Source organism: Hyphomicrobium nitrativorans NL23, assembly GCF_000503895.1.
Lineage (GTDB): Bacteria > Pseudomonadota > Alphaproteobacteria > Rhizobiales > Hyphomicrobiaceae > Hyphomicrobium_C > Hyphomicrobium_C nitrativorans.
The window spans coordinates 3,636,577-3,653,837 of record NC_022997.1; the positions used below are offsets into that span (position 1 = coordinate 3,636,577).

Annotated in this window: 16 protein-coding genes and 1 tRNA gene; 10 read left to right on the plus strand and 7 right to left on the minus strand. The window is 65.3% G+C overall.

Features of this window, described 5'->3' with window-relative positions:
* Positions 1 to 13: 13 nt before the first annotated feature.
* Positions 14 to 1,348, minus strand: coding sequence for a crotonyl-CoA carboxylase/reductase (gene ccrA, locus W911_RS16920; protein ID WP_023788768.1), 1,335 nt, complete (start codon positions 1,346 to 1,348; stop codon positions 14 to 16).
* Between the two features lie 292 nt (positions 1,349 to 1,640).
* On the opposite strand from ccrA, the gene W911_RS16925 reads away from it, so the two are divergent.
* From W911_RS16925 to W911_RS16935, 3 genes are all read left to right on the plus strand, one after another.
* On the plus strand, positions 1,641 to 2,000 hold the full coding sequence (locus W911_RS16925; RefSeq protein ID WP_023788769.1) for a hypothetical protein: 360 nt from the start codon (positions 1,641 to 1,643) through the stop codon (positions 1,998 to 2,000).
* Positions 2,001 to 2,107: 107 nt separating this feature from the next.
* Positions 2,108 to 4,114 (plus strand): protein meaA, encoded by a 2,007-nt coding sequence (locus W911_RS16930; RefSeq protein WP_023788770.1) that lies wholly within the window; start codon positions 2,108 to 2,110, stop codon positions 4,112 to 4,114.
* Positions 4,115 to 4,170: 56 nt separating this feature from the next.
* A complete protein-coding gene (locus tag W911_RS16935; RefSeq protein WP_023788771.1) occupies positions 4,171 to 4,521 on the plus strand; it encodes a hypothetical protein in 351 nt (116 codons plus the stop codon).
* A gap of 21 nt (positions 4,522 to 4,542) precedes the next feature.
* On the opposite strand, the gene W911_RS18410 is transcribed toward W911_RS16935, so the two are convergent.
* On the minus strand, positions 4,543 to 4,719 hold the full coding sequence (locus tag W911_RS18410; protein ID WP_023788772.1) for a hypothetical protein: 177 nt from the start codon (positions 4,717 to 4,719) through the stop codon (positions 4,543 to 4,545).
* Positions 4,720 to 4,964: 245 nt separating this feature from the next.
* On the opposite strand from W911_RS18410, the gene W911_RS16940 reads away from it, so the two are divergent.
* From W911_RS16940 to W911_RS16950, 3 genes are all read left to right on the plus strand, one after another.
* Positions 4,965 to 5,051: transfer RNA gene (locus W911_RS16940), tRNA-Leu, on the plus strand.
* Positions 5,052 to 5,477: 426 nt separating this feature from the next.
* Positions 5,478 to 6,518 (plus strand): P1 family peptidase, encoded by a 1,041-nt coding sequence (locus W911_RS16945; RefSeq protein ID WP_023788773.1) that lies wholly within the window; start codon positions 5,478 to 5,480, stop codon positions 6,516 to 6,518.
* Positions 6,519 to 6,605: 87 nt separating this feature from the next.
* Entirely contained in the window at positions 6,606 to 7,094 is a 489-nt protein-coding gene (locus W911_RS16950) for a YcgN family cysteine cluster protein (protein WP_051388900.1), read from the plus strand.
* Here W911_RS16950 and msrQ read toward each other — a convergent pair.
* The gene (msrQ, locus tag W911_RS16955) at positions 7,075 to 7,743 is read right to left on the minus strand and encodes a protein-methionine-sulfoxide reductase heme-binding subunit MsrQ (protein WP_023788775.1); all 669 of its coding nucleotides are present in this window, start codon (positions 7,741 to 7,743) and stop codon (positions 7,075 to 7,077) included. The two genes, W911_RS16950 and msrQ, sit on opposite strands and share 20 nt — an antisense overlap.
* A 43-nt stretch (positions 7,744 to 7,786) precedes the next feature.
* Positions 7,787 to 8,737 (minus strand): protein-methionine-sulfoxide reductase catalytic subunit MsrP, encoded by a 951-nt coding sequence (msrP, locus tag W911_RS16960; protein ID WP_051388902.1) that lies wholly within the window; start codon positions 8,735 to 8,737, stop codon positions 7,787 to 7,789.
* 127 nt (positions 8,738 to 8,864) lie between these two features.
* On the opposite strand from msrP, the gene W911_RS16965 reads away from it, so the two are divergent.
* A complete protein-coding gene (locus tag W911_RS16965) occupies positions 8,865 to 10,394 on the plus strand; it encodes a DUF2779 domain-containing protein (protein WP_023788777.1) in 1,530 nt (509 codons plus the stop codon).
* Positions 10,395 to 10,414: 20 nt separating this feature from the next.
* Here the strand turns inward: W911_RS16965 and W911_RS16970 are convergent, their stop codons facing one another.
* Positions 10,415 to 10,783 carry a hypothetical protein gene (locus W911_RS16970; RefSeq protein ID WP_023788778.1) on the minus strand — a complete coding sequence of 123 codons (369 nt, stop codon included), beginning with the start codon at positions 10,781 to 10,783 and terminating at the stop codon, positions 10,415 to 10,417.
* A 294-nt stretch (positions 10,784 to 11,077) separates the two neighbouring features.
* Between W911_RS16970 and W911_RS16975 the strand changes: the two genes are divergently transcribed.
* From W911_RS16975 to W911_RS16985, 3 genes are all read left to right on the plus strand, one after another.
* A complete protein-coding gene (locus W911_RS16975; RefSeq protein ID WP_023788779.1) occupies positions 11,078 to 11,362 on the plus strand; it encodes a hypothetical protein in 285 nt (94 codons plus the stop codon).
* Positions 11,363 to 11,475: 113 nt separating this feature from the next.
* Entirely contained in the window at positions 11,476 to 13,647 is a 2,172-nt protein-coding gene (locus W911_RS16980; RefSeq protein ID WP_023788780.1) for a transglycosylase domain-containing protein, read from the plus strand.
* Between the two features lie 69 nt (positions 13,648 to 13,716).
* Entirely contained in the window at positions 13,717 to 14,163 is a 447-nt protein-coding gene (locus W911_RS16985) for an AAC(3)-I family aminoglycoside N-acetyltransferase (protein ID WP_023788781.1), read from the plus strand.
* A gap of 25 nt (positions 14,164 to 14,188) precedes the next feature.
* Here the strand turns inward: W911_RS16985 and W911_RS16990 are convergent, their stop codons facing one another.
* Both W911_RS16990 and W911_RS16995 read right to left on the minus strand, forming a co-directional pair.
* The gene (locus W911_RS16990; RefSeq protein WP_023788782.1) at positions 14,189 to 14,938 is read right to left on the minus strand and encodes a M48 family metallopeptidase; all 750 of its coding nucleotides are present in this window, start codon (positions 14,936 to 14,938) and stop codon (positions 14,189 to 14,191) included.
* Positions 14,939 to 15,278: 340 nt separating this feature from the next.
* Complete coding sequence (locus tag W911_RS16995; protein ID WP_023788783.1) at positions 15,279 to 17,201, minus strand: TRAP transporter large permease; 1,923 nt, start codon at positions 17,199 to 17,201, stop codon at positions 15,279 to 15,281.
* Between the last annotated feature and the right edge of the window lie 60 nt (positions 17,202 to 17,261).

Sequence of the window (17,261 nt, forward strand, 5' to 3'; positions counted from 1 at the left end):
GTGACGCTTGCGCTCAGTCGGCGCCGAAGCGCGACTGGCTCGCTTCCAGAACATCCTCGAACGTCCGCAGGCCCGTCGTGGGAGCCGATACGAGAACCGCCATGTTGCCCGGCTTGTGCTCGTTGCGCATCATGCGCATGTGGGCCTTAGGGATCTGCGCCCAGGAGAAGACCTCCGACATGCACGGGTCGATGCGCCGTTCCACAACGAGCTTGTTGGCCTGGCTCGCCTGAGCGAGGTTGGCGAAGTGAGAGCCCTGAACGCGCTTCTGATGCATCCAGAGATAGCGGGCATCCATGGTGAGGTTGTAGCCGGTGGTGCCGGCGCAGATGACGACCATGCCGCCGCGCTTCACCACCTGCACGGAGACGGGGATCGTCGCTTCGCCCGGGTGCTCGAACACCATGTCGACGTTCACGCCCTTGCCGGTGATATCCCAGATGGCCTTGCCGAAGCTGCGCATCTCCTTCAGCCAGTCGTTGTATTCAGGGCTGCCGACTTTGGGGAGCTGACCCCAGCACTTGAAGTCTTTGCGGTTGATTACGCCCTTGGCGCCGAGCTGCATGACGAAGTCGCGCTTGTCGTCCTCGGAGACGATGCCGATGGCATTGGCACCGGACGTTGCGCAAAGTTGCACCGCGAACGATCCGAGACCGCCCGAAGCGCCCCACACGAGGACGTTATGGCCGGGACGCAGCACGTGCGGACGATGGCCGAACAGCATGCGGTAGGCGGTGGCGAGCGTCAGCGTATAGCAAGCCGCCTCTTCCCAGGTGAGGTGCTTGGGACGCTCCAGAAGCTGGCGATCCTGCACGCGGCAGAACTGGGCGAAGCTGCCATCCGGCGTCTCGTAGCCCCAGATGCGCTGGCTCGTGGAGAACATCGGGTCGCCGCCGTTGCACTCCTCGTCGTCGCCGTCGTCCTGGTTGCAGTGGATGACGACTTCGTCGCCGACCTTCCAGCGCTTGACCTTGGAGCCGACAGCCCAAACGATGCCCGACGCGTCGGAACCCGCGACGTGAAACGGGTTCTTGTGGACGTCGTTGATCGGGGAAATCGGCGTGCCGAGCGAGGCCCATACGCCGTTGTAGTTCACGCCAGCGGCCATCACGAGCACCAGCACGTCGTGACTGTCGAGTTCCCAGGTGGGGAGAACCTCGACCTGCATCGCCGTGTCGGGCTCGCCGTGGCGCTCCGCACGAATGGCCCAGGCGTACATATTCTTCGGCACATGGCCGAGCGGCGGAATTTCGCCGATCTCGTAGAGGTCTTTCTTGGCTTCGACAACCGCGGGCGCACCCAGATCACTGGCGGTGCTGCTCTTGGAAGCGGCGCTTTGGCTCGACATGCTCTCGTCTCTCCCTGACGCAGAAGATGGATCGGAAGGCGTGGCCGATTGCTGCCCCCGCGGGCCCGGCTCCCGTACCTTTCGCCCCGTTTCAAGCACTTTTTGGCACTGCAATAAAGAGCTTGTCGCGGGATCGCAAGCAAAGGGTCGCTTGCGCCGCAGGCCGCACGGGGTCCGGCCCCCCGCCAGCCGCCGTTTTCGGCCGCTCCCAGCCCTCATCAAGAGTTAACGATCGGATGTTAGAAACGTCTTCCCCTCAGGGACTTGTAGAGCCAGCACGAGGTCGAACGCGATGTCTCTGGAGCCCATTCTCGACGTTGTCCGCTCCATCGCCATGGCCGATAGCATGAGCTATTGGCTGATCGGCACGCTGACGGCGGTGGCGTTCGTGCTGATGCGGGCCATGCTGCCCGTCAAGAGCCTCGCGTTCGTTTTCGCACCGGCCGTTTTCTGGGGTGGGCTCACGGGCCTCTATGCCGCGCGCCAGCTCGGTATCGTCATAACCCCCGACGAGGCCGTCCACACTATCGTCGTGTCGACAGGCGGCATGATCGCCGCGCTTTTCCTCATGATGTGCCTCGTGCGGCTCGCGGATGCGGCAACCCGTACCCGGCAGACCGCCACAAATCCGGTTGCACGCGCCCGCGTCTGAGCGTCTGGCCGCTTAAGCCCTCACCGCCGTGACGAATTAGACTTTTGCCTTGCGCCCGGCGGCCGGTACGCTATGGGAATTCCGTGAAATTACGAGGGTCGCGCGGCATGTCGGACAAGAAGGCGAACAGCACCACAGCAGGCAAAAGCCCCGAGCGGGACAAGCCTTGGCTGTTTCGCACGTACGCCGGCCATTCGACGGCTGCGAAATCGAACGAGCTCTACCGGAAGAACCTGGCCAAGGGCCAGACGGGCCTTTCCATCGCCTTCGACCTGCCGACGCAGACGGGCTACGATTCCGATCATGAGCTTGCCCGCGGCGAGGTCGGCAAGGTCGGCGTGCCGGTTTCGCATCTCGGCGACATGATGAACCTGCTCGACGGGATCCCGCTCGATCAGATGAACACCTCGATGACGATCAACGCGACGGCGGCCTGGCTGCTTTCGCTCTATATCGCGGTGGCCGACAAGACGGGAGCTTCCCGCACCAAGCTGACCGGCACGATCCAGAACGACATCATCAAGGAGTATCTGTCGCGCGGGACCTACGTGTTCCCGCCGGAGCCCTCGCTCAAGCTGATCCAGGACACGATCGTCTTTTCGTACAAAGAGGTTCCCAAGTGGAACCCGACGAACGTGTGCTCCTATCACCTGCAGGAAGCGGGCGCGACGCCGGTGCAGGAACTCTCCTACGCGCTCGCGACCGCGCTCGCCGTGCTCGACAAGGTGAAGGCTTCGGGCGAAGTGCCGGACGAGGATTTCGGCCGCGTCGTGGGCCGCGTCTCGTTCTTCGTCAACGCGGGCATGCGATTCATCACCGAAATCTGCAAGATGCGTGCGTTCAACGAGCTGTGGGAAGAGATCACCGTCAACCGCTACGGCGTGACGGATCCCAAGCACCGCATGTTCCGCTACGGCGTGCAGGTGAACAGCCTGGGCCTCACCGAGCCGCAGCCCGAGAACAACGTCTACCGCATCCTGCTCGAAATGATGGCGGTGACGCTTTCCAAGAAGGCGCGCGCCCGCGCGGTGCAGCTTCCGGCCTGGAACGAAGCGCTCGGCCTGCCGCGGCCGTGGGATCAGCAGTGGTCGCTCCGGATGCAGCAGATCGTGGCTTACGAAACGGATCTGCTCGAATACGGCGACATCTTCGACGGCTCGGCCGAGATCACGCGCAAGGTCGAAGAACTCAAGGAGCAGGCCAAGGCCGAGCTTGCCACTATCGAGCGCATGGGCGGCGCCATCGCCGCCATCGATTACATGAAGCGCCGTCTCGTCGAGAGCAATTCTTCGCGCGTGCGCAATATCGAGACGGGCGAACTGATCGTCGTGGGCGTGAACAAGTGGACCGAGACGGAGCCGTCTCCGCTCACGGCGGGCGAAGGCGCGATCATGGTCGTCGATCCGGCCGTCGAGGCCGAGCAGGTCGGCCGCCTCAAGGCCTGGCGCGAGCAGCGCGATGCGAAGCTCGTCGAGAAGACGCTCGCAGAGCTTGAGTCCGCGGCCAAGGAAGGCCGTAACGTGATGGAATATTCGATCGCGTGCGCCAAGGCCGGCGTCACGACCGGCGAATGGGGCACGACGCTCAGGCGCGTGTTCGGCGAGTACCGCGCACCCACAGGCGTGGCCCAGGCCGCACCGGAACGCGCGAGCGGGGAACTCGACGACGTGCGTGCGGCTGTCGATGCCGCCTCCGAGCGTCTCGGACGGCGCATCAAGTTCCTGGTCGGCAAGCCGGGCCTCGACGGCCATTCGAACGGCGCCGAGCAGATTGCGGTTCGCGCCCGCGACGTCGGCATGGAGGTCGTCTATGAGGGCATCCGCCTGACGCCGACCCAGATCGTCCGCGCCGCGCTGGACGAAAGCGTCCACGTCGTGGGGCTCTCGATCCTCTCGGGATCGCACGTTCCGCTCGTCTCGGAACTCATGGACAGGATGCGCAAGGAAGGCCTTTCGGACATCCCCGTGGTCGTCGGCGGCATCATCCCGCCCGAGGACGAGGTGAAGCTCAAGGGCTTCGGCGTGGCCGCCGTCTATACGCCGAAGGATTTCCAGTTGAACGATATCATGGCCGACATCGTGCGCCTGGTTGATACGGAAGCCCGCGCTGCCTAAGTACTTTCCCGTTTCGACGCCGCAGTCTTTGCGGCGCCGTCCCCGGGGAACCCGTCATGCGCGAAGAAATACGCCTCAAGTTCGACCGTCAGCTCAGGATCGCCCGCCTCAAGAAGGCGGCTCTCGGCATCGCGGCTGCCTCTTTCGTGGCCGGTGGGCTTTGGATCTCCGGCCTCGACGCCTCTATCGAAACGCACCGCGTTGCGGGCGTCGTCGAAGCCGTGGGGCCCCTCGTCGGCGGATCGTCTGTCGCGACCGAGCACGGCATTGCGGTGGATGTGCTGCTGCACGACGGCCGTCATGTGCATGTGACGGCCTCAAAGGCGACCGATCCCCATATCGGGGATGTCGTAAACATCGCCGAGCACGTTCACGGCACAGGCCGCGTGACGTACTCCTGGCGGTAGCGTGCAACGGCGCTCTACGACCTAGTCAAGTGCGAAGCCAACCAGAACGCCGAGCGCGAACGTAGCCGCAGCGACGACAAGCGTGCCCCAATCGAGCCTGACGACGAGTTCGTCGCGGCCCTCCCGGCTGCGCCGCTCGACGGTTGTGCGGTCGTCCGCCTGCGGGGTGGCGGTGTCGGTGGTGTTCATCGTCATCATCGACCTTACTCCATGCGTGTGCCTCGACTGCGGACTGCTTAGCCGCCTCAACCTGACAAACGCCTGATAACGCAAATGGTTTGGCTGCTCGCGCGAACGCCGTTGCGGGCGGGACGCTACTTAGGGTAGGGAGAGGGCCTGCGAGTCTGCAGCACCCTTCGGGGGCTACCGAGGCTGTAGACACAGGGCGAGCGCGCTTTATAAGACAACGCTCCGTTCAGCATCCTAGCGCTCACGCGCACATTGCCTCTGTGGCGGAACCGGTAGACGCGGCAGACTCAAAATCTGCTGTTGGCAACAACGTGCCCGTTCGAGTCGGGCCAGAGGCACCACTCTATTAGGCTCACGCGCCCGAGGGGCGCGTTTCGCGCTCGTACGCAAGCTGGGAGAAGCTTCGTTCAAAACGCGTGGTGCTGTGTGGATGGCCGCGGCACTTGCCGCGGATCGGCTTGCTCCCGGGCCCTGCGGGCCAAGTGAAGGGGTGGCTCACGCGCCCGAGAGGCGCGTTTCGCGCTCGTACGCAAGCTGCGAGAAGCTTCGTTCAAAACGCGTGGTGCTCTGTGGAGGGCCGCGGCACTTGCCGCGGGTCGCCTTGCTCCCGGGCCCTGCGGGCCAAGCGGGGACGCTCGCGCCGGGTCGCACCCAAGCGAAGCTTGGCTTCGCCAAGACGCGTAACGGTTAACGGGCCGAGGGCGTTCGGGTTTTCTTCATCGACTGCGTGAGACCGTCTCCTCCGGGCAAAAATCGGAGACAACGCCATGTCGCTTCGGCCAGGACCGCGCAATCTCATCACCGATGTCGACGGCATTGCCGTCGGGAACGCGCAATCGCTCGATGTCCGCAGCGGCGTGACAGTCGTGCTGCCGGATCGGCGCACGGTCGCGGGCGTCGACGTGCGAGGTGGTGCGCCGGGCACGCGGGAGACGGACGCGCTCGACCCCACCTGCCTCGTCGAAGCGGTGGACGGCATCGTGCTGTCCGGCGGCTCGGTCTATGGGCTCGAAGCGATGTCGGGCGTCGTCGCGTGGCTCGGGGCGCGCGGTCGCGGGTTCGCGCTTGGCGAGACGCCGACCGTTTCGCCCGTGGTGCCCGGCGCGGTGCTGTTCGACTTGCCGAACGGCGGCGACAAGGAATGGGGCGAGACGCCGCCTTACCGCGAGTGGGGCCGTTTTGCCTGCGAAGCCGTGAGCCGCGACTTCGCGCTCGGCAACGTGGGGGCCGGCACCGGCGCGATGGCGGGCAACATCAAGGGCGGGCTCGGCTCGGCCAGCGTCATCGACGGCGCGTTCCAGGTCGGCGCGCTCATCGCCGTCAATCCGTTCGGATCGGCCGTCCTGCCGGGAACAGGGCACTTCTGGGCCGCACCGTTCGAACTCGACGGCGAGTTCGGCGGACGCGGATGGCCGGGCGACTTGCCGTCAGCTTCGGCGGGGGATCCGCTGAAGGGCACACGGCTCGACGTTTCACCGCTCGCGCCGGGCGGCAACACGACGATCGGCGTCGTCGCGACCAATGCCGCGCTGACGAAGGCGGAGGCGCGCCGCATCGCGATCATGGCGCAGGACGGGCTAGCCCGCGCCGTCCGCCCGATCCACTCGCACGTGGATGGCGACACGATCTTTACGCTCGCGACGGGGACGGCGGCGCTCCCCGGCGACCCGCTCGAACGGCTGATGCAGCTCATGCGCATCGGCTCGATTGCCGCCGATTGCGTAGCGCGTGCGGTTGCGCGCGGTGTTTACGCCGCAGAGGATCTGGGCGATATGGCATGCTATCGAACCCGATATGCCAAAGAATGAGCCCATACGTTGAGCAAACGCCCGTCACGCCTCAGAGCGAAGTCTAAGCCGCGTCGCACCGCGAAGAGCCCGGCGATCGAGCGATTGATCGGGGCTGCGGTCGCGGCGGACGCGGGCTCGGCGGCGTCCGATCCGACACCGCCGCCGTTCTGGGAAACCAAGCGGATCGACGAACTCTCGCAACGCGAGTGGGAATCGCTGTGCGACGGATGCGGGCAGTGCTGCCTTCTCAAGATCGAGGATGAGGATACGGGCGACGTCTTTCTGACGCGTCTCGCCTGCCGCCTGCTCGACGTGGGCCGCTGCCGCTGCAAAGACTACACGAACCGACACAACGTGATGTCCGACTGCATCACGCTTGGACCCGAGAACGTCGAGGCCATCGCGTGGCTGCCGGAGAGCTGCGCGTACCGGCGCGTTGCGGAAGGGCGAGGGCTCGCGTGGTGGCATCCGCTCGTCTCTGGCGATCCCGACACCGTGCATCAGGCGGGCGTGTCCGTGCGCGATTGGGCGGTCGGCGAAGATCCGGCCCGTGTCGCCAACATCCAGCACTTCATCATCGGCGAAGTGGGTTGAAGGGCCTGCGGCCTACAAGGCGGAACGCGAGCAGGAGCGCGACCGCCGCGGCATAAAACGCGGCTTCGAACGTCACCGTCTTAAGCAGCATGATGAAATGGAGCGCGCCTGCGGCCGCCGCGAGATACACCCAGCGGTGAAGGCGCTGCCATGCGTGTCCGCCGAGGCGGCGGATCATCGTCGCGTTGGACGTGACGGCGAGCGGCACGAGGATGAGAAAAGCCACCATGCCGATGGTGATGTACGGCCGCTTGACGATGTCGGCCACGATGGCGCTCACGTCGAGGCCCTGGTCGAGCACGACGTACACGACGACATGGAACAACGCGTAGAAGAACGCGAGCAGGCCGAATGTGCGACGATAGCGGATGAGGTTCGGCCCGCCGATCTTACGCAGCGGCGTGACGGCGAGCCCGATCACGAGAAAGCGCAGCGCCCAAAGGCCGAGTGTGCGCTCCAGCACTTTCAGCGGATCGGCGCCGAGTTGATCGTTGAGGCCGAGATAGAATGTCCAAACGCCGGGCGAGAGCCCCAGCGCGTAGAGCGCCCAGCTTCCGGGGCCGAGCCAGGACAGACGTGCTCCTCCCCCCCTGTGGGGGAGGTTGGGAGGGGGGGATTGCAGATCGTCTGCTGTCGGGCGTCCCCCCACCCCTAACCCCTCCCCACAGGGGGGAGGGGAATTTCCATGCGGCTCAGTAGTTGGCACGGAGATCCATGCCCGCATAAAGCCCGGCGACCTCGTCGCCGTAGCCATTGAACATCAGCGTCGGGCGGCGCTTCGCGAGCAAGCCGCTGCCTTCGCCGATGCGCCGCTCCGTCGCCTGACTCCAGCGCGGGTGATCCACCTCCGGGTTGACGTTCGAATAGAAGCCATACTCGTGCGACGCCATCTCTTCCCAAGTGGTCTTCGGCTGCGCCTCCACGAAAGCGATGCGCACGATCGACTTGATGCTCTTGAAGCCGTACTTCCACGGTACGACGAGCCTCAGCGGCGCGCCGTTCTGATTGGGCAGCGTTTCGCCGTACATGCCGACCGCGAGGATCGTGAGCGGGTGCTTCGCTTCGTCGAGCCTCAGGCCCTCGCGATAGGGCCAATCGAGCGGCTGGAAAAGGCCGCGCTGGCCGGGCATCTCATCCGGCCGCACGAGCGTTTCGAACGTGACGTACTTCGCGCTGCCCAGCGGCTCGACGCGCGAGATGAGATCGGCGAGCGGGAAGCCGATCCACGGGATCACCATCGACCAACCCTCGACGCAGCGGAGCCGGTAGATGCGCTCTTCGAGCGTCGCGGGCTTCAGAAGATCTTCCAGAGCATACGTCGCGGGTTTGGCGACGAGACCGCCGATCTCGACCGACCACGGCGCCGTCGTGAGGGAGGCCGCGTTCGCGGCGGGATCGTCCTTGCCGGAGCCGAATTCATAGAAATTGTTGTAAGACAGCACGTCGGCGCGGCGCGTTTGCGGCTCGTCGGTCGAAAACGGGCCTTTTCGGGCTTCGAGCGCCGTAGCCCACGCCGGATCACCGGGCGCCATGGCCAGTGCCGCGGCTGCGATGCCGCCGGTCATCAGCTCCCTGCGGCCCAAATACAGGCTTTTTGGCGTGATTTCGTACGGGCGGATATCATCCGCTTGGCGGATTAGCACTGGGCAAACCTCATTCTGGGTTTGGCGGACTTTGCCACGTTCTGTACGTTCGGCGTGGTTGCGTCGGTTTTCAAGGGGTGCGGCCAAGGAGGAGAGGGGGCGGCTGCCTTCGCGGCCGAGCAGAACCATGCGAACCAGCCGGAAACTCAGCAAGACGAACTATCTCGTCTACCGCGATTGCGCTCACAATGCGTGGGTCAAGATTCACCGCCCCGAAGTTTACCACGCCCGCCCTCCGTCGGTCTTCGAGCAGGCGGTCATGGATACGGGCAACGATGTCGATGCGCGCGCGCGCGATATTTTTCCCGACGGCGTGCTGATCCGGCGCGGAGATGCCGACGGCACGGCGCAACTCGTCGCTGAACGCTACGGTGTGCTCTATCAGCCGGTGTTCGAGACGGACCGCTACACGACGGCGTGCGACGTGCTGGTGTGGAGCGAAGACCGCGGCGTCTACGATCTTTACGAGGTCAAGGCCTCGACCAGCGGCGACGACCGTAAAGCGAAGGACGACCTCTACGCCCACGACCTCGCCTTTCAGGCGAACGTGCTCACCGAATGCGGCGTGCCGCTCGGACGCTTTCATCTCGTGCGGCTGGATAGCTCCTACGTGTCCGATGGCACGCTCGATCTCCAACGCCTGTTCACCCGCGAGGACTTCACGGACCGCGTGACGCCGCTTTTGGAGACGGTCGCGGCAGAAATGGACGCGGCCCACGACGTATTGTCGCTCGATACCATGCCGCCTGCGCCGTGCGCGTGCGTCTACAAAGGACGCAGCAGCCACTGCACGAGCTTTTCCTTCATCAACGGGCACGTGCCCGAATACAGTGTGCACGATCTCACGCGGATCGGCGCCTCTCCGCGCCGCCTGCGGGCGCTCGTCGACGCAGATATTCTCGACATCGCCGACATCCCCGACGACTTCGAGCTGACCGTGAACCAAGCCAACCAGGTGCGTGCGGCGCGACAGGGGCGCGCCTTTCTGGAGGTGGCGCCGCTCGGCGAATTCCTCAACCGGCTGCGATACCCGATCTCGTTTCTCGACTACGAGACCTATCCGTGCGCGTTGCCGCGTTTCGCGAGGTTCCGCCCGTACGACCACGTGCCGTTCCAGTTTTCGCAGCATGTGGTCTCGCACCCCGGCGGCGAGGCGGTGCACCGCGATTTCCTGTTCACCGGCCGCGCCTGCCCAGACGAGTACTTCATCGGCGCACTCAAGGATGCGATTCCGGCGGAAGGCAGCATCGTGGTGTGGAATCGTCCGTTCGAGCGGGGCATCAACGCGAAACTTGCGGAGCGGCTGCCGGATGAGCGCGAATTTCTGAACTCGGTGAACGAGCGCATCGTGGACCTGATGGACGTCTTCACCGGGCAGATGGTCATTCACCCGAAGTTTCGCGGCCGCACCTCGATCAAGTGGGTGCTTCCGGCGCTCGTTCCGCAGCTTTCCTATCAAGGGCTCGCGATCCAGGAAGGCGCGACGGCGAGCGAGACGTGGAACCGCATCGTCACCGGCGATCTCGAAGGCGACGAAGCGGAGGAGGCGCGCAAGGACCTGCTCACGTATTGCAAGCGGGATTCGCTGGCGATGGTCGAGATCTGGCGTGCGCTGCTGGCCGCCGTTGCCGCGCGCGAAATCCGCGAGGCGGGCTAATTCTCAATGGCCGCCAGCACTCACTGCGCGTCCGGCATGCAGGGGCCCTTCTCGCCCGGCCGATCCGCCGGCCTCGGCCCGAAATTCTTAAGGTACTCGCGGGTGGCCTGATAGGCGACGTGGGCACCCTGACAGGAATCCGGCTTCTGGACGGAGCCGGTTTCGATGGCAGATTCGCTCTTATCCTCGACTTCGACCTCAGCGGCTTGAGTCGCGGTGTCCGCCTTGGCGCTTGCCTTGCTGACCTTGGGCGTTGCGCTTTTCTGCGCGTGCGGCGCACGCGGGGCCATATCCTTGAGCGACGTCATCTCGCGCAGCGTATCCTTGCAGCAGCCGCCGAGAAGCAGCAGCGCGGCGGCGAGAGGGAGGGCATGGCGAGGCGATAGCATTGCGTTCCTGGGTCTTGAGCTGTTGGTCTACGCAACACCTCGCCGCAATACGGGCGGCTCCCCTTCACCCTTCGCTGAGTCGCGGCTTTTCCACTATGGCCACCGTGGGGAATCCACAGTGTTTTTCGCAACTTGAGCGCCGGGATTTCACAGCATGTGGATAACTCGCCTCGCGCGCGCCGAATGCTCAACAATCAGGCACCTCACGCGGGCGCTTGTGCCGCACCTCGGCGGGCCCTACGCTCGATCTCGAGCGTGCTTCCGGCACGTTCGGGGGCGCAGGTGGGGGATCACATGCTTTTGCGTCTGTTGCTGAGCACCGGGACGATCTTCCTGTCGCTGATCCTCGGCGCGTTCGCGCTGGCCGCGGTGGGCTACAACTGGCCCGAAACGCTTTCGATGATGCTCGGATGGGCACGCGATCTCAAAAGCCTCATCACACGCACCGGCCTCGAACCTAAATACAACATCTGGGTCGAACTCCTGCTCGAAGAGCGCCAGTTGCTGTTCATGTTCTTCACCATCGGCGCGCGCATCTTCCTGGCCCTCCTCGCTGCGCCATTCACGAGCCGCCGCTGAGCCCCGATCGGTTAACGCAGCGTTAGTTGACGTGCCCGCATGATGCACGCGGCCGCGCGCGCGTTCGCCCGGCCGCATATCACCGTGCCAATCCGCACGCGGGGCTGGGGAGCATGGGCTTCAACGGGAGGTTCAACGGCGGCTTCGATGGTCGAGACGAGCGGGGCCGGTACGAACCGGAACTGCCGACTTACCATGACGACACGCCGTGGGTGCCGCCCGACGGGTACGAATACGAGTACGGGTACGAATCCGAGCATGAACCGGAACCCGCAAAGAAACGCTCTCGCCTCCCGCTTCTGATCCGCCTGTTTTTCCTGGTGCCGCTCGTGTTCGCGTCCGCAGCCGCCGTCGCGGTGGGCGGGCTCTTCATCGTCTACACGATGATCTATCCCGATCCGCTTTCGATGCGGCCCAAAGGAACGGGTCCCACGATCCGCATCGTGGACGCAGACGGGAGCGTGATTGCCGAGAGAGGCGTTTCGCGGGCCTATATCCCCCTCGACATGCTCGCGCCCATGGCCGCCAACGCCGTCGTGGCCATCGAGGACCAACGCTTCTTCAGCCATTTCGGCGTCGATCCCATCGGCATGGCGCGCGCCGCACTCGTGAACCTGAGGGCGGGCCGTCTTGTCGAGGGCGGCTCCACGATCACGCAGCAGCTCGTGAAGAACCTGTTTCTCACGTCCGACCGCACGCTCGCGCGCAAGGCCGAGGAACTGGTGCTCGCGCTCTGGATCGAGCTGCGCCTTTCGAAGCGCGACATCCTCGAACTCTATCTCAACCGCGTCTACTTCGGCGGCGGCGCGCACGGCATCGAGGCGGCGGCCCAGCGCTATTTCGGGAAATCCGCGCGCGACCTCACACTCGGCCAGAGCGCCGTTATCGCGGGGCTTCTCAAGGCCCCGTCGCGCTATGCGCCGAGCGCGAGCCCCACGCAGGCCATTGCGCGCGGGCACGTCGTGATCGGGCGGATGGCGGCGGCAGGCTTCATCACCCACGCGGACGCCGAACAGGCCGTCTCCAGCGAGATCCATTTCTCTCCTCTGATGCGGGCTCCGAACCAGGCGGACATGGCCTATGCCGTGGACTACGTCCTAGACGTCGCGGCCGAATTCGATGGGGCCGACACCAAAGAGATCGTGATCGAGACGACGCTCGACGGAGAATTACAGCGCAAGACCAGCCAAGTCGTCGAAGCGGCGCTGACCTCGCGAGGTGCGGCGCTCTCGGCGGGCCAGGGAGCGGTGGTGGTGCTCGCACCCGACGGGGGCATCCGCGCGCTGGTCGGCGGGCGCTCCTATGCAGACAGCCAGTTCAATCGCGCCGTGCGGGCCCACCGCCAGCCGGGCTCGGCGTTCAAACCCGTGGTCTATCTCACGGCGCTGGAGCGTGGCCTCGCTCCCGACAGCATGATGGAGGACGCACCCATCACCGCCGGGCGCTGGACTCCGCGCAATGAAAACGGCCGCTTTATCGGGCCGGTGACGCTGCGGGACGCACTCGCGCAGTCGATCAACAGCGTGGCTGTGCGCCTGCTCCTCGACGCCGGAGCGACCAAGGTTGCAGCCACCGCGCGCCGGCTCGGCATGAAATCGGAACTCAGACGCGACGCGTCGCTTGCGCTCGGAACGTCGGAAGTGTCGCTGCTGGATCTTACGGGCGCGTACGCAGCGTTCGCGAACGGGGGCTACGTCAACGAGCCCTACGTGATCCGCCGCGTGAGGACAGCCGAAGGCCGGGTGCTTTTTCAGCGCTTCGATGCGCGCTCCGATCCCGCGATCCCGCTGGCCTCCGTCGCGGCGATGAACGACATGTTGCGCGCCGTGGTGGAGCGCGGCACGGGCCGGCGCGCCGCGCTCCCCGGGCACATCGTCGCGGGCAAGACGGGCACGTCGCAGGATTACCGCGACGCGTGGTTCGTCGGCTACACGGCGCATCTGACGGCGGGCGTCTGGGTCGGCAACGACGACGGCAAGCGCATGGAGCGGGTTGGCGGCGGCACGCTGCCCGCCGAGATCTGGCACGAGGTCATGCGGGCGGCTCATGCGGATCGCGGTCCGCTGCCCTTGCCGCACGATGCCGCGCGCCCGGCCCCGCCGGCCACCGCCGGGACACCACGCCACCCGGCCGGCCAGATCGACGACGACTTCATCGCACAGATGCTGGACGCGCCTTCGGATACGCGGGCCATCTCCGTCTCTCCCTCCGGCACCACAACCGTCATGCCGGACGGACGGATCGTCGTCGCACCGCCCGTCTTCTCACCTCCCGCCGGCCGCTGAACGACACAATCCTCGTGCATCACGCGCGGCGACAGCGCCGCGCAGGGCGCGAGAAGCGCGGAGGTTGGCATGGCGATCCAAAGACTCGGGCTTGACGATCTCAGCCTGATGGACGGCCTTCTGGAACTGTTCGGCGAGGCGTTCGGCGAACGCGATACGTACGGGCGCGCCCGGCCCTCCGCAGCGTATCAGCGCCGTCTTCTCGGCGATCCGGGTTTCGTGGCGCTTGTGAAGGTGGCGGCCGGACACGTCGTCGGCGGGCTCGCGGCTTATGAGCTACGCAAGTTCGAGCAGGAGCGGAGCGAGTTCTACATCTACGACCTCGCAGTCGCAGAGACGAACCGCAGACAGGGCATCGCGACAGACCTAATCGGCCACTTGAGAGCGATCGCGGCCGAGCGCGGCGGATACGTGGTGTTCGTCCAGGCGGACCACGGAGACGATGCGGCCATCGCGCTCTACTCGAAGCTCGGCACGCGTGAAGCCGTGCTGCACTTCGACATCCCCGTTCCCTGACGCAGGACGCGCAAGCGCAGCCGCTCTATTCCTCGGCGAGCATGCCGTAGCGGTGCAGATCCATGCCGTAGATCTGCAGCCAGCGCTTGGCGTCCTCCAGGGCCGGCATGGTTTTGGCGACGAGCGCCCAGAAGCGCGGCCCGTGGTTCATCTCCTTCAGATGCGCAACCTCGTGGGCGGCCACGTAGTCCAGGATCTCGGGCGGCGCCAGGATTAGCCGCCAGGAGAAGGAGAGCACGCCCGTCGTCGAGCACGATCCCCAGCGGCTCGTCTGATCGCGCACGGCAATGCGCTTCGGAGCGACGTTGAGCCGTTTGGCATGAAAGGCGACGCGGTCTTCGAGATCGCGGTGGGCTTCGCGCGCGAGCCAGTCCTTCAGGCGGCGCGGCGCATGTTCCTCGTGCCCCGCAATGCAGAGTTCGGGGAAATCTTCAGCGACGCGGCGCGAGACAACGCCCCGCTTGCCGGGGCCTGCGAAGACGACACGATGCGCTTCGCCCCTGAGCGGGATGAAAACGCCATCGCGAAACGGAACCGGCGACGGCAAACTGTCGAGCCGTTCGCGCACCCACTCGATGTTGCGGGTGATGAACGTGCCCGCTTCGTCGATGTCGCACTGCATCGGCAGCGTCACGATGACCGTGCGCCGCGTGCGGCTGACGCGAAGCGTCAAACGGCGCGCGCCAGGATGACGGCGGACTTCAACGGCAGCTCCGAGGGTGTCGATGTTCTCGGTCTTGAGCGTCGAGGACGCGAGCCTTCTTGTCTTCCGCATGAATGACTTTCGGATCACGCGCTGATCTTGTGAGACGCAGTACGCTGAGCTGAAGATGATCGAGCGAGCTGATCGCTGTCCCACGTCGCCGTGCGAAATGGCGCCTCGCGCCGAGCCCGATCACGCTTCTCACTTAGCAACAGAGTGAACAGCATCACCAGTCTGAAATTGTGACGACGTGTAACCGATGATGCCACTGTGGCGCAACGGCCCCATGGCTTGCAAAGCTTCCCATAAAGCGCAGAGATTCGCTTTTTCAGAACCACTTTCATTTAGCGCGCGATGGACACGCCGATCCGTGTTGCGGCGTATCTTTCGCTCGTCTCTCGTGCGGCGCCGATCACGGCGGTGCAGCACGCGGCGCCGCCCGCTCCGGCGCGGAAAAGCTCGGCAAGTCCCGCATGTCGAGCGTCGGCGCGCCGGGCCCGCTCAGCGGGACATCGTGTGCCCCCTCGATCGAAGGCGGCGACGGCGGCAATGCGAAGCCCCGCTCGCCCTCTCCGCTCGGTGGCATATGCGTTCTCTCGACGACGGGCGGCACTTCCCGCGGCTGCGCCTTCTCGATCGCCATCGAGGGGAGCAGCATCAAAAGCGCAACCATAACAAGCTGGATGCACAGGAACGGAATCGCGCCCCAGTAAATCTCGCCCGTCGTAACGGGCGGCATCACGCGCCCGGTTACCCTATCGCGGTAGCTCTGGCGCGGCGCGACGGAGCGCAAATAGTAAAGCGCGAACCCGAACGGCGGATGCATGAAGGCCGTCTGCATGTTGACGGCCAGAAGCACGCCGAACCAGATGATGAAGGGCGTCACGTCCGCCACGGCCTCGCGCGGAACGCCGGAGGCATCCGTGACGGTGACGACCTCCATGCCGAAACTCTTGGCAAGAGCCACGGCCTCGGGCGCGGAGGTAAAAATCGCTTCTGCGGCGGGCACGAGCAGCGGAACGAGAATGAAGCACAGCTCGAAGAAGTCCAGGAAAAAGGCGAGCAGGAAGATGGCGATGTTGATGACGATCAGAAAGCCGTACATGCCGCCGGGCGTGGATGTCAGCAGGTGTTCCACCCAGACGTGCCCGTTGACGCCGTAGAACGTCAGCGTGAAGATCCGCGCGCCGAGGAGAATGAACATGACGAAGGCGGCGAGCTTCGCGGTCGATTCCGTCGCTTGGCGCACGATGTCGAAGTTGAAGCGGCGCACGTCGCCGTCGCTCATTCGCTTGATCGCGGCGAGAGCGAGCGCACCGACGGCGCCCATGGCGCCGCCTTCCGTCGGCGTGGCGATGCCGATCAGGATGGTTCCGAGCACGAGGAAGATAAGCAGCAGCGGTGGCACCATCACGAACGTGACGCGCTCGGCGATCCCCGAAAGGAACGAGCGGCCGGTGAACGTGAGAAGGGCACGGTTCAAAAGCGCTACGGCAAGCGCGAAGGCGACCGCCCACGTCATCGACAGGATCGCGTAGTCGATCCCTTCGTAATGGGACCCAGACAGCACCCACGCGGCGAACGCCGCCGACAGCAGTGTCAACACGCCAAGCGACAAGAGCCCGCGCGAGCCATCCGGCTCTCGGTGCCCCACGTCCTCCGACGGCAACCCCGGCGCGGACGCCGGGAAAATGAGCGCCATCATCATCACATAGAAGGCATAGAGCGCGGCCAGCGTCAGGCCCGGCACGATAGCCGCCTTGTACATGTCGCCCACGGAGCGGCCGAGCTGATCCGCCAGCACGATGAGCACCAGCGAGGGCGGAATGATCTGCGCGAGCGTGCCTGACGCGGCAATGACGCCGGTCGCGAGGCGCCTGTCGTAGCCGTAGCGCAGCATGATGGGCAGCGAGATGAGCCCCATCGCGATCACGCTGGCCGCGACGATGCCTGTGGTCGCTGCCAGCAGCGCGCCGACGAACACCACCGCAAGTGCAAGGCCGCCGCGGATCTCGCCGAAAAGCTGGCCCACCGTTTCGAGCAGATCCTCGGCCATGCCGGACCGTTCGAGGATCAGCCCCATGAACGTAAAAAAGGGAATCGCGAGCAGCGTCTCGTTGCGCATCACGTCGAACACGCGGGCCGGCATCGACTGCAGGAGATTCCACGACAGCGTGATCGCGCCGCCCGAAAAAGGCGCAAGCTCGACGCCGACGACGAAGAAAAACAGGCCTACCGCACCGAGCGAGAACGCGACCGGATAACCGAGCAAGAGAAAGAAGACGAGCGCCGCGAACATGATCGGCGCGAGGTTCTGGGCGAGGAAGGCTGTCATTCGCGGCGGTCCCCGTTTCCTGGAGTCCCTCCCCCCTTGTGGGGGAGGTTAGGATGGGGG